General features: G+C 43.4%; 13 protein-coding genes. 6 read left to right on the top strand and 7 right to left on the bottom strand.

Features of this window, described 5'->3' with window-relative positions; translation table 11 throughout:
* Both IQ270_RS31330 and IQ270_RS22935 read left to right on the top strand, forming a co-directional pair.
* A partial coding sequence (locus IQ270_RS31330; RefSeq protein ID WP_228056604.1) for a hypothetical protein occupies positions 1-196 on the top strand: 196 nt, incomplete at its 5' end.
* On the top strand, positions 193-933 hold the full coding sequence (locus IQ270_RS22935; RefSeq protein ID WP_193975511.1) for a peptidylprolyl isomerase: 741 nt from the start codon (positions 193-195) through the stop codon (positions 931-933). The genes IQ270_RS31330 and IQ270_RS22935, both read left to right, overlap by 4 nt.
* A gap of 97 nt (positions 934-1,030) precedes the next feature.
* Here IQ270_RS22935 and IQ270_RS22930 read toward each other — a convergent pair whose 3' ends face one another.
* Genes IQ270_RS22930 through recQ form a run of 3 tightly spaced genes read right to left on the bottom strand, consistent with a single transcriptional unit; the run spans position 1,031 to position 5,129 of the window.
* Entirely contained in the window at positions 1,031-1,735 is a 705-nt protein-coding gene (locus IQ270_RS22930) for a hypothetical protein (RefSeq protein WP_193975510.1), read from the bottom strand.
* A complete protein-coding gene (locus tag IQ270_RS22925; RefSeq protein WP_193975509.1) occupies positions 1,732-2,877 on the bottom strand; it encodes an AAA family ATPase in 1,146 nt (381 codons plus the stop codon). Before IQ270_RS22925 ends, IQ270_RS22930 begins: the two co-directional genes overlap by 4 nt.
* Before the next feature lie 56 nt (positions 2,878-2,933).
* The gene (gene recQ, locus IQ270_RS22920) at positions 2,934-5,129 is read right to left on the bottom strand and encodes a DNA helicase RecQ (RefSeq protein ID WP_193975508.1); all 2,196 of its coding nucleotides are present in this window, start codon (positions 5,127-5,129) and stop codon (positions 2,934-2,936) included.
* 97 nt (positions 5,130-5,226) lie between these two features.
* On the opposite strand from recQ, the gene IQ270_RS22915 reads away from it, so the two are divergent.
* Positions 5,227-5,511, top strand: a complete 285-nt coding sequence (locus IQ270_RS22915; protein WP_193975507.1) for a DUF427 domain-containing protein — start codon at positions 5,227-5,229, stop codon at positions 5,509-5,511.
* Positions 5,512-5,896: 385 nt separating this feature from the next.
* Here IQ270_RS22915 and IQ270_RS22910 read toward each other — a convergent pair whose 3' ends face one another.
* Entirely contained in the window at positions 5,897-6,562 is a 666-nt protein-coding gene (locus IQ270_RS22910) for an L-threonylcarbamoyladenylate synthase (protein WP_193975506.1), read from the bottom strand.
* Between the two features lie 75 nt (positions 6,563-6,637).
* Here IQ270_RS22910 and larC point away from each other — a divergent pair, with 75 nt between their 5' ends.
* Positions 6,638-8,113: a nickel pincer cofactor biosynthesis protein LarC gene (larC, locus tag IQ270_RS22905; RefSeq protein ID WP_193975505.1), complete on the top strand. Its 1,476-nt coding sequence runs from the start codon at positions 6,638-6,640 to the stop codon at positions 8,111-8,113.
* 122 nt (positions 8,114-8,235) lie between these two features.
* Here larC and IQ270_RS22900 read toward each other — a convergent pair whose 3' ends face one another.
* The 3 genes from IQ270_RS22900 to IQ270_RS31325 form a co-directional block, all read right to left on the bottom strand.
* The gene (locus tag IQ270_RS22900; protein WP_193975504.1) at positions 8,236-9,084 is read right to left on the bottom strand and encodes an energy-coupling factor ABC transporter ATP-binding protein; all 849 of its coding nucleotides are present in this window, start codon (positions 9,082-9,084) and stop codon (positions 8,236-8,238) included.
* 274 nt (positions 9,085-9,358) lie between these two features.
* Positions 9,359-10,264, bottom strand: a complete 906-nt coding sequence (locus tag IQ270_RS22895; protein ID WP_193975503.1) for a cyclopropane-fatty-acyl-phospholipid synthase family protein — start codon at positions 10,262-10,264, stop codon at positions 9,359-9,361.
* A gap of 19 nt (positions 10,265-10,283) precedes the next feature.
* Entirely contained in the window at positions 10,284-10,607 is a 324-nt protein-coding gene (locus IQ270_RS31325; protein WP_228056603.1) for a hypothetical protein, read from the bottom strand.
* Between the two features lie 195 nt (positions 10,608-10,802).
* Between IQ270_RS31325 and IQ270_RS22885 the strand changes: the two genes are divergently transcribed.
* Both IQ270_RS22885 and IQ270_RS22880 read left to right on the top strand, forming a co-directional pair.
* Positions 10,803-11,783, top strand: a complete 981-nt coding sequence (locus IQ270_RS22885; RefSeq protein ID WP_193975502.1) for a metal ABC transporter substrate-binding protein — start codon at positions 10,803-10,805, stop codon at positions 11,781-11,783.
* Positions 11,784-11,885: 102 nt separating this feature from the next.
* A partial coding sequence (locus tag IQ270_RS22880) for a metal ABC transporter ATP-binding protein (protein WP_193975501.1) occupies positions 11,886-12,568 on the top strand: 683 nt, incomplete at its 3' end.

Here is a 12,568-nt window from a genome sequence, read left to right as displayed (position 1 = left end):
CATTAGTGCAAGATGTGAGTTAACGCGAACTTCCTTGCAGGAAGCATCGGGGGACGAGCTTATACCATTTTCGATGTTCGCAATGGGGATTTTAAATTTACGATTTTCGATGAATATCATGTTTGGGCTTTTGCCTACAGTTGCATTTTTTTCAGCAGGTATTAATAAAATTATAGAGGTTGAGAGAGAAAGATGAAGGACTTTTCCCAGCCATTGATAGAAGCAAGTGAAATCATCGAACTACTCAGACAAGAGCTGCAATTAAAGCCATTTTGTCAAAAACTTTTGCAGAAAAAAGTTATTGACAAAGCAGCCCGGGAACGGGGGTTAAGTGTGACTCCCGAAGAAATTCAAACAGAGGGAGACAAACTGCGACGCGAGAAGCGTTTGGAGAAAGCGGCGGATACGATTGCTTGGCTGGCGGAGCAGATGATTTCCGTAGAAGACTTAGAGGCAGGAATTTGCGAGCGAATCCTATCCCAAAAATTAGCGGAACACTTATTTGCCAAAGACGTAGAAAAGATTTTCGTGCAAAGCAAATTGCAATTCGATCAAATAATTCTGTATCAAATAATTGTTGCCAACATACAACTTGCCCAAGAAATATTTTATCAAATTCAAGAAGGAGAAATCAGCTTTTTTGATGCCGCCCATTTTTACGACATCGACGAACATCGCCGGCATTTATGCGGTTGCGAAGGCAAAGTTTATCGGTGGAGTTTAAAACCAGACATAGCCGTCGCAGTATTTAGCGCTCAACCCGGAGAAGTGATTCGTCCAATTGAAACAGAGCGAGGATATCACTTGTGCATGGTTGAAAAATTTCTACCTGCGGAATTAACCCCTGAAAGGTATCAAGAAATATTGCACAATCTGTTTAACGAATGGCTGGGTAGTGAAGTCAATCATTTATTGTACACTTCTAAAGTGTAGGGTGCACCGGGAGCACAGAGAAGCCTAATATAGTCTCCGGTTAGGGCATGGACTCCTACATATAGAGGTTCTGCATAATTTCTGTAATTATTGCCGTTTAATGCTGCAATTTAGATTTAACTCTATTACAAAAATCGACAAAATGACGAAAAGTAGTCAGTTGTTCTGGCTTCTCTTCAATTCTTTTCAATAGCTGTTCCAAATAAAATGGCTTGAGTACATCTCCAGGTCTTGTTTTAGAATATGTGGTATTTTTAGCTTCAAATAACACTTTCAAATAAGCTCCATGAAACTGAGCATGGGTATTAAAATCTAAATATTTTCCCATTTTTTCAGGACAGTCAACTGAAACATTATAATACTTAGTATAATCTAATAAAAATTGATTTTTAGGATGTATTAACTTTTGAGAATGTGTTGCATAAATATTGCGATTGCCCAGGAGCCAACTTTCCAAGCAGCGATTTTGAACAATTAGCACAAGTTCTGTATTTTTTAATACTAGCTTTTCCTGATTTAAAAAATCATAAATCTCCGCGTGCCTTTCAGCAACAGTATTTTCCTCGGCATCAAGACATACGACAAAATAGTTGTATTTGCCGCTTAAGTTAATTTCCTCAATCGAAGGAGGAATAAAATCATATAATGAAGGATATCCTTCGCCACTAATCAGGTAATAATTTTTTTCATTCACCTCATCGTAACTCTTAACTTGTGTTAATTCTGGCAATAGATGATTTAGCCAAGCTGGATAAACTTTTCTCTCCGATTGCATCCCTTCGACTAAAAAATAGAGATTCATTCAACTTTGATTCCTTCGCTATATTCTTCGAGATTAATCAATTGCGTAAAAGCCTGATGTCTAGATTTTCCCAGGTTCAAATCTTTAGCATCAGTTACCGTTACTACACCTCCCTTGCGAGTTACTATTTTCCAGTATTCCATGCTGATATTGTTGATTATGTACGGGTGATGACTGGTGAGGATAAATTGAATATTTCGGTTTTCCGTGAGCAAATCGGTAACAAAATCGATACAGTTAATCCCTAAAGCATTTTCAAATTCATCGATCAGAATTACAGTTCCTTCTGGTGACAAGTACAGTTCGCTAATCAGAATTAGCGTTTTCAGCATTCCCGACGAAATGTTATTCTGAGAAATCCAATTATTGACACCTTTTTCTTTGATTTGCACGGGATAAGCTGAAAAAGATAGACTATCATTCTCTTTTACTGATTCTATTTTAACATCTTCAACTTGATGAAATACATCTCTAAATGTACGCTTAATGTTATCAAATACATCTGGATAATCGGTGGCAATCAAAGCCATTTTTAGAAGTATTGGTAAATTACTTGCTTTAATACTATCCAATGAAATGTTAATTTTTAATGAAACTTTACTTGATGCGAATATTGACATTAACCCGTGATGTATAGCTAGTCCTCCATTAAAAGAGCTAGAGTTATCACTGTAAATAACTTTATTAAAACCCTGCTGAACAGGGAAGATATCTTCTTCTTGATTTAAGATTTGCACTGCGCTTTGAAACGGTGATAGTTTTGGCGTTGTGTTTCCTTTAAACTTGATTTCGGTAGAGTTTCTTTCGATAATTGTATCCCCATCTCTAGATAAATGCTCGCGAACAATCCTAAAGTTACTGGCTTCGTCTTCCTCATCTGGAATTAGGACAGGAACTTTTTTTGTTTCAAACTCGCCTTGCCATTGGTACTCCACATCGTTGATTGTAGAAAATGTAATATCCCATGCTAAGCCGTTTAAAGAAGCACCATTCGCTATCTCTTTTAAACGTAAAATTCCTTTGAGTATTTGAGTTTTGCCAACGCCAGATACCCCAACTAACAAGGCAAGATTAGAAAAATAGATTGGCTCAAAGCGCCACTCTAATACATTATCGCAAAAAGCTACTTTCTTAATTCTCATTTCTCCCTCCCATCAATTATCTGCGTTCATCAGCGTACATCAGCCTGCATCTGCGGTTAAAAACTGACATAATTTTGCCGCCACCAAGCCCGGACAAACTTAATCTCATCAAACGTATAAACTTCTTGCAAAAACTCATAAATTGCTCTCAATCTTTCATCTCCAATAACTTCAATTGCTTGTACTATTGCCTCTTTTCGTTCCGGTTCTACTAACAAATTTATATCAATTTCTCTGCCCATCTCCATCAATTCTACGAGATGACCGGAAATAGTATTGGGACTCATACCCCGTGCATTGGCTATGCCTTGAACTGTCAAACCTTGTCGGTATAATTCCCAAGTTTGCATCTGCGAATAAGACGGAACATTAGCAAGATTTGGAAGATTTGCGACATCAGAAGATGCAGCGCCTGTTGGCAATCCTTGTTCTTTGCAAAAAGCGCGAATTGCCTCCAAGAAAACTTTACCGTATTTATCTCGCTTGTTGCTGCCCACGCCGTAAACTTCTTCAAATTCGGTGAGAGTTTGCGGTCGTTTTTCTGCCATGTCTCGCAAGCTTCTATCCGCAAAAACTACGTAAGGCGGCACAAATTGTTCGTCGGCAATTTGTTTTCGTAGCGTGCGAAGTACGGTAAATAAGCCTTCGACTTCTACGGCTAAAGAGCGAACTCTTCCCTGTACTTCCCGCTGCGGTTCAATGGCGATTTCAACTGTGCGCTCACGTTTCATGATTTCCCAACTTTTTTCGTTGAGTTTCAAAATGGGAAAACCATCGGTTTTTTCGTCTAATAAGCCTTGATTTAATAGGGAACGACTCAATCTTTTCCAATCGTCTGCAGTTTTGTCTTTGCCAATTCCGTAAGTAGAAAGTTGGTGGTGCTGGTATTGCAATACTTTTTGGTTTTTTGAGCCTCGCAGCACGTCAATAATATGATTCATGCCGAATTTTTCTTGGCATCTGGCGATGCAGGAAAGAAATTTCATTGCTTCAATAGTCCAATCTTCTACTGGTTTTTTGTGGCAACAGTTGTCGCAGTTGTCGCAGTTGCCGGGAAATGAATCGCCAAAATAATTTAATTGGACTGTGCGGCGACACTCGCTGGATTCTGCGTAGTTGATTACTCGCCGCAACTGTTGGCGGGCAATTCGCTGTTCTTGTTCGTCGGGTTTTTGGTCGATGATGTATTCGATGGTTTTGATATCGCCGAATCCCAAAAATAAGGTGCAGTGGGATGGTTCGTTGTCTCTGCCGGCGCGGCCTGATTCTTGATAGTATCCTTCTAGGTTTTTGGGTAAGTCGTGGTGAATTACAAATCGCACGTCTGGTTTGTTGATTCCCATCCCGAAGGCGACTGTTGCTACCATTACTTGTACGTCGTCGCGGATGAACCGGGTTTGGTTGGTTGTGCGATCGACATCGCTCATTCCGGCGTGGTAGGGTAAAGCTTGGATACCGCTTTGCTGCAATTTGTAAGCGATTTCGTCAACTTTTTTACGGCTGAGGCAATAGATAATTCCGGAACCGCCTTTTTTTTGGATGATTTGTAAAACTTCGGCAAAACTGTGTTTGGTTTTGGGGCGAACTTCGTAGTATAAATTGGGGCGGTTGAAGCTGGCGACGTGGATGTAGGGATTTCGGAGATTTAGCTGCTGGATGATGTCTTGGCGGACGCGCTCGGTGGCGGTGGCGGTTAGTGCCATAATGGGGATGTCGGGATAGCGATCGCGCACTCGCTGCATTTGCCTGTATTCTGGTCGAAAGTCGTGTCCCCATTCTGAAACGCAGTGGGCTTCGTCGATCGCAAATGCGGAAATTCCTAACTTTTCTGCTACTGTATCTAAAAACGGCAAAAATCTTTCACCCAACAATCTTTCGGGCGCAACGTAGAGCAATTTAATTTTACCTTCGAGAATTGCTGTGGAGCGCGATCGAGTTTCCATCGGGCTCAAAGTGCTGTTGAGAAAAGTCGCCCCAATCCCATTATCCTGCAAAGCTTCCACCTGGTCTTGCATCAGAGCAATTAACGGCGAAACAACCACAGTCAGTCCCGGTTTCAACAGTGCAGGTAATTGAAAACACAAAGACTTGCCACCGCCAGTCGGCATGACAATCATCATATCGCGTTTTTGTAAAGCAGCTTCGACAATTTCCCGCTGCCCCGGGCGGAAAGAGTCATAGCCAAAAAAATGTTTGAGGGATTGTTCGAGAGATGAGGGCGCGAGAGATGTTGGCGGATTCGACCCTGACATTTGCAGTAATTGGTTGTTGACTTCTACCTTATTCTAGGTCTTTTGAGCACAAATACAGTTACAATATTTGAGAATCTCAATTTAAGCAGATAAACCGATGCCGAAAGCAATTTGGAATGGTGCCGTTTTGGCCGAGAGCGACAAGTGCGAAGTTGTAGACAACAACTATTATTTTCCTGCCGATGCCATCAAGCGCGAGTATTTCAAGGATAGCAGCACTCACACTACTTGCGGTTGGAAAGGTGTTGCTAGTTACTACAGTGTTGAAGTTGGCGGACAAGTTAATAAGGATGCTGCTTGGTACTATCCTACTCCGAAAGATGCTGCTAAAAATATTGCAGGATATGTTGCTTTTTGGAAAGGAGTTAAGGTAGAGGCTTAGGTTTGTTGGTACGATTTGAACAAGTTGCGGAAAATAGAGGACATAACATTGTTTATTAGTGTCAACTTGAATTCCTAATGTACTCATCGACTTCTGTTTACCGCCGAGGCCAGATCACCCTGGCGCCCCCCTTAATAAGGGGGGAACAAGATTCTTCTCAAAGTGGGTCTTTTTCAGCGGGATTTAGGGGATCTAGACTTGGATCTCAACCAGAGATACAAAGGTTTTAGGCAATTGTTGACACTAAAGGGAGGGGACAATATTCTTCTCTAAGTGGGTCTTTTTAAGGGGGTTTTAGGGGGATCTAGACTTGGATACCAACCTGAAATACAAAAGTTTTTAGGCAATTGTTGACACTGATGAACAATGTTGTGTCCCTTAAATTTTAATCTTGTTCCCAAGCGGCGGCGGCTTCCCATCCCAAACCGCGACGAACGACAATTGGTTTGTTTTCAGTTAAATCGAGAATGGTAGAAACTTGATATCCTGGATCGGAATCATCATCGACAATGATATCTACTAACTTTAAAAAACAGTCAAATAGTTCAGCTTTGCCAAAGCTTTCTGCTTGGGCCGCAGGTACTGGTGCAGCACCTTCATCATCAGTGGTAATGTGAGCAGATGTGGAAATAATCGGATTTCCCAAAGATTCTAGAAGTGTAAAACAAAGCGGGTGGTTGGGAACGCGAATTCCCGTGGTTTTGCGTTTTGGGTTCATTACCAATTTGGGCACTAATTTGGTAGCTGGTAGCAGAAATGTGTAGGGCCCGGGGATTAACCGTTTGATGATTCTATATGCTTCATCGCTGACGGGAGCATACTCGGTGATATTTGACAAGGAGGAACACAGGAAGGTTAAAGGCTTGTCGTTGGATAGTTGCTTGATCTGCCTGACTCGTTCTACGGCAGATTTGGAGTTGAGATCGCAGCCGATCGCGTAAACTGTATCTGTGGGATAAAGCATTACTGCGCCATCTTTGAGAGCTTTTGTAATCTTCTCGATCCGATCTTTCTGGGGTGCAACTGGATGGAGTCCGTAAATAATTGCCATGTTAAGATATTTTAAGCTAAGTGGGCGATCGACAAATGTACTAAAACAATCAATGTTGAAAATTAATTGTTAATAATGAATAAAATAGCTTATTTTGACTGCCCAACTGGCATTGCTGGCGATATGTGCCTCGGAGCTCTTGTCCACGCCGGTGTTCCCTTGGAGTACCTAATTGAAAAACTCCATTTACTCGGCATTTCGACAGAGTACCAATTGCGGACGGAATTAGTTCACCGCAATACTCAACAAGCAACTAAATTTTATGTGGATTTAGCTGCGGATTTGCCTTTGAAATCAGATAATCCGGCTGCTGACTCCGCCCTCGATCCTTCGGAAACAGAATCGCCGACTTTCGACAGGCGCCACCACCACCAGCATCATCATGATGGGGAAGAACATTCTCACAGTCAGGGCGCAGCAGATGCCGAAATTAGCCACACTCATTACCGCCATTTGCCGGAAATTGAGCAGATTATCATCGCTGCAAAATTGCCTCCGCGCGTGGAAGCGTGGAGTTTGGCTGTATTTGGCAAATTAGCAGATGCAGAGGGTGCTGTACATGGTATACCCGCCAGTGAGGTTCACTTTCACGAGGTGGGGGCTACGGATGCACTTGTTGATATTGTCGGTACTTGTTTGGGTTTGGATTGGTTGGATATTGATGAGTTTTACTTTTCGCAGATGCCGACTGGTGGGGGTACGGTGAAGGCGGCCCACGGTAGGTTAGCTGTTCCTACGCCTGCGGTGATGCGGTTGTGGGAAACGCACCGAGTGCCGGTTTATAGCAACGGGATCGATCGCGAGTTGTGCACTCCTACGGGAACTGCGATCGCCTGTACTCTCGCTGCTGCTTTTGGCCCGCCGCCGCCGATGCAACTTCAGGCGATCGGATTGGGCGCAGGTTCTCGAAATCTGGCAATTCCTAATATTTTGCGCCTCTGGATTGGGGAGAAGGAAGGTTCGGCAGCGAGCAATGTACGGGATGTAACGGATGTAAGTCATAGGGTAGAATTTAGAGGGAAAAATTCAGAAAGTCATCAATTACCAATTACTAATTCACAGGAAACAGTCTGTGTTTTGGAAACGCAAATTGATGATTTAAACCCGCAGGCGATCGGTTATGTTTTTGATGCTTTGTTTCTCGCTGGAGCTCTGGATGTTTTTACGACACCAATTGTGATGAAAAAGTCGCGGTTGGGGGTTTTGTTAACTGTGATTTGTCATCCAGAATTTCAGGATGCTTGCCAAGCTGTGATGTTTCGCGAAACTACTACTTTGGGAATTAGGATCTCGACTCAACAGAGATCGATTTTGGATCGAGAAATCCAGAAAGTTCAAACAGAGTACGGCGAAGTGCAAATAAAAGTTGCTAAGTCTGGAGAAACGATTGTTAACGTGCAGCCGGAATACGAAGATTGTGCCCAAATTGCCAGAGTTAAAAATGTTAGTTGGCGGGAAGTTCACCGCTTGGCGCTGCAAAGTTGGTACGATCGAAGGGACTCGGCGGTTGAAACCGCGTCTATACAGACAAAACCCACCTCCGTGGGTTGAAGATTAAAGCCGCCGTCGCGCGTCTAAAATTTGTTGTTGCAATTCCTCGAAAGCTAAATCCAAAAGACACGGCGGTTGAAACCGCGTCTATACAGACAAAACCCACCTCCGTGGGTTGAAGATTAAATCCGTCGTCGCGCGTCTAAAATTTGTTGTTGCAATTCCTCGAAAGCGGGCAGTTTTGAGTTAGGATTTTTGTTAACTAGATCTTTTATTTGCTCAATTAGCTCGATCGCCAGCGGTACACCAAGCTGCAATTGTTCCAAGACCTCCCGCTGGGCAAAAACGGCTTCGGGAGTGCCTTCTAGAATCAATTTTCCGCGATCCATCACAAACACCCAATCGGCCCAGCGATAGATGAAATCGAGGTCGTGACTTGCTAAAAGTATGGTGGTTCCGGCTGCGTGAATTTGTTGCAGCAAACCGATCAGTTGTCTGGTGTGGCGCGGATCGAGATAGGCGGTAGGTTCATCTAATAGCAGCAATTTGGGTTTGAGTACCATGATATCGGCGATGGAAACGCGCTTTTTTTGTCCTAAACTGAGGTTGTGAATCGGTTCGCGGGCGAGTTCGCTTAGATCGAATTGCTCGATCGCCTGTTGCACCTGTTGAGCAATTTCGGATTCCGGCAATCCTAGATTGTACAATCCATAGGAGATATCTTCTTCTACGGTAGAAGCGACTAATTGATGTTCGGGATTTTGAAAGACGAGTCCGATTTGTTGGCGCAGTTTTGTCAAGGATTTGCGATCGTAGCGGAATGGTTCACCTTGCCAGCTAATGATGCCCTGTTGCGGTTTGTACAAGCCATTTGCTAGCAGAAATAAGGTGGTTTTGCCGCATCCGTTTTGACCGATCAGCCCGCAGCGTTTCCCCGCCGGGATTTTGAGGCTTAAATTTTGAATTGTCGATCGCGAATTACAGGGATATTGGTAAAAAGTGCGATCGAATTCGAGAATTGATTGAGACATATATTAGTAATTAGATAAGAGGGCGGTTGAAACCGCGTCTATACAAATGAAGTCTGCCTCCGCAGACTGAATAAGATAAGGTAATTTTAAAGGCTTTTTTTCAACCCGCGGAGGCGGGTTTTGTCTGTATAGACGCGGTTTCAACCGCCGGATTTTCTTCAACCCGCGGAGGCGGGTTTTGTCTGTATAGACGCGGTTTCAACCGCCGGATTTTCTTCAACCCGCGGAGGCGGGTTTTGTCTGTATAGACGCGGTTTTAACCGCCGGATTTTCTTCAACCCGCGGAGGCGGGTTTTGTCTGTATAGACGCGGTTTTAACCGCCGGATTTTCTATCAACTGCCAAAGTTGAATCTCATAACAGAGATGCTTTTCAAATAGTTGACTCGCCTCCAATCCTTCAACCACCAATTTCTTAAACCAGCGGCGAAATATCCAACGCAGAATTTTATGAATCGGCGGAACTGCGATCGAAATTAAATCTGCAACATAAATCATTGTGTTGAGTCCATACCTGCGGAAAGTATCGACATACAGGTCAATTGTCGGTAAAATATGAGTGGAAATATCCTCAGTTTTTACTAACATGAACCCAGCTTGCAACAATGCAGCATTAAGTTCTTTCACAACATGACAGTTAGAAAACATTCCCTCTTTATAGTTAGGATTAGATCGCATCATATCCGCAAGCAGTACGTAGCCTCCAGGATTGAGAATAGCCGCCGCACCTTTAGCTATATCGACAGCAGACATATACTGGCTACTTTCGCTAAAGAGGACTAAATCGTAGGAATGGGTGGCTTTAAAGTCTTCAAACCTCGTAAGGTGGAAGATGGCGCGATCGCCTGTACACTTGAGAAAGCGCTGCTGTTGAAACGGATCGGGTGCGAGTCCTTCCACTGCGAAATTGCGATCGAGCAAATAAGCCGCATTTCCGCCAATCCCGCATCCCACATCCAGGATAGTCTCAGTGCCTTGGGGGATGGCATCCAACAGTTTTACAGTATAAGCTTGCTGAGCGATACGTAATCGCGCGATCGTTAGTTCATCGGCCGGCACAGGTAGGGTTTCCCAATAGCCATAGTGAAGATAGGGGGATTCTGTCAGGCCCAAATAGTAATTAAGCGCTGCATTTTGGTAGCGAGTTACGTTGGAAATTTTGATTGATTGTGGCTGGGACATTGGAAAAATTCCGTAAATTTTAGGGTTTCGGGCAGGGTTGAAATTCTTCCCAGGGTTTGCATACCTGTTCATAGCACTGAACAGGCGAAATTGCCAAGTTTTGCAACAAATTGATATCTATGTGATTATTAGCGATCGACAAAAAAATAATTGCTTCCTGTGGTTGGTAACTAGCAATAATTTGGCTCAGAGATGTAATAATTTGATTACAGTTGGGGGAGGGTATCGGAGTCGTACCGAACTTTCCCCTTACGTCTGATGTGTGTTTGTCATTTCTAGGCGATCGATATACAGGGATATTACCACTATTATTGATGACTTTATGTACTGTGGAAATATTCACACTTACTATGTTGAGAAGCTCATCAAATCCTAGCCTAAGTTCTCAGGATCCAATAGCTCTTAAAAACTCAGCCGGCGCGATCGTACTTATCAATTCTCCTAGCCCGAGCGCCAAGATATCCCTATTTTCATAATATTTTCATTATATCAAATTTTATGCTAGATTAAAAGAATGAAATAATTATGAAAAATCAGAATGAATCATCAAGCGTTCTGCCGTAAAACATATCAAATTGGTATATTCGGGCTATTACTAGGAGTTTGGCTCAGCGGGTGCAGCACTCCGACGACTGAGCCTCAAACCAAGCAGAATGGCTATTCTAGCGCCACTAATAGCGATTCGACCAAAAAAGATAAAAAAGTCATTCTTACCACCTTTACCGTCCTGGCAGACATGGCTCGGAACGTTGCGGGGGACAAGGCAACTGTTCAATCCATCACCAAGCCGGGGGCGGAAATTCACGGCTATGAAGTTACGCCCAGCGACTTAAAACGAGGACAAAATGCTAATTTGATTTTGGAAAACGGCCTCAACTTAGAGCGTTGGGCAACCCGATTTTACAACAGTTTACCCAAAGTTTCTCACATTACCCTCAGTGAGGGAGTCCCACCAGTAAATATTGCAGAAGATTCCTATCGTGGCAAACCGAATCCCCACGCTTGGATGTCTCCCAAAAATGCTGTAATTTACGTCGAAAACATTCGCAAGACATTAGGAAATCTCGATCCGGCTAACGCTGCAAGCTATAACGCGAATGCGGCAAAATACAGCGAGCAAATAAAGGCGATTGATGCCAAACTCAAACAAGCTATTTCAGCTATTCCCCCCGACAAACGCTACATAGTAAGCTGCGAAGGAGCTTTTTCTTACATCGCCCGCGATTACGGCTTAAAAGAAGTTTACCTGTGGCCAGTCAACGCTGAACAACAAGCCACACCGAAACAAGTTGAACGGGTGATTAATACAGTCAAAGCTAACCAAATACCTGCTGTATTTTGCGAGAGTACCGTCAACAATCAAGCACAGCTTCAGGTAGCAAAGGAAACAGGCGCAAAATTTGCCGGGGTGTTTTATGTCGATTCTCTGTCTCCCCCCGACGGGCCCGCATCAACCTATCTTAAGTTACTTGAATACAACATCAATACTCTGATAAAAGGGTTACAAGGTAATCGGTAATCGGGAATTGGGAATGGGGAATGGGGAATGGGGAAATTGGGAAATTGGGAAATTGGGAATTGGGAATGGGGAATTGGGAATTGATAATAAGGAGAAAATTAGATGAATGAGATCGGTATTGATATTGAGAATGTGACAGTTGCCTATCACGGCAAAGTAGCTTTGCACAGCGCCTCGCTGCAACTTAAAGCAGGGACGATTTGCGGTTTGGTGGGGATGAATGGCGCGGGAAAATCGACGCTGTTTAAGGCGATTATGGGGCTTGTGAAGCCAAACACCGGACGAGTTTTAATTAATGGTTTGCCGATTCGTCAAGTGCAAAAACGCAATCTGGTTGCCTATGTGCCTCAGTCGGAAGAGGTAGATTGGAATTTTCCGGTGAATGTTTCTGATGTGGTGATGATGGGGCGCTACGGGTACATGAATCTGTTGCGGATTCCTGGATCGATCGACAAACAAGCGGTGCGAGAAAGTTTGGAAAGGGTGGAAATGTGGGATATGCGCGATCGGCAAATCGGAGAGTTATCCGGTGGACAAAAGAAACGCACCTTTTTTGCGCGGGCTTTGGCGCAACAAGCTAAAGTTTTGCTGTTAGATGAACCCTTTGCTGGCGTTGATATCAAAACAGAGAAAATGATGATTAACCTGTTAATGGAACTGCGTCAAACAGGACATACAATTCTCGTCTCAACCCATGATTTAGAATCTATTACCACATTTTGCGACCAAGTAGTATTAATTAATCGCAGCATTCTCGCCTATGGCAATACCTCTGAGGTATTTAC

It is taken from the genome of Microcoleus sp. LEGE 07076 (assembly GCF_015207455.1).
GTDB lineage: Bacteria > Cyanobacteriota > Cyanobacteriia > Cyanobacteriales > Microcoleaceae > Microcoleus.
This window is presented reverse-complemented; position numbering and strand designations above follow the sequence as displayed.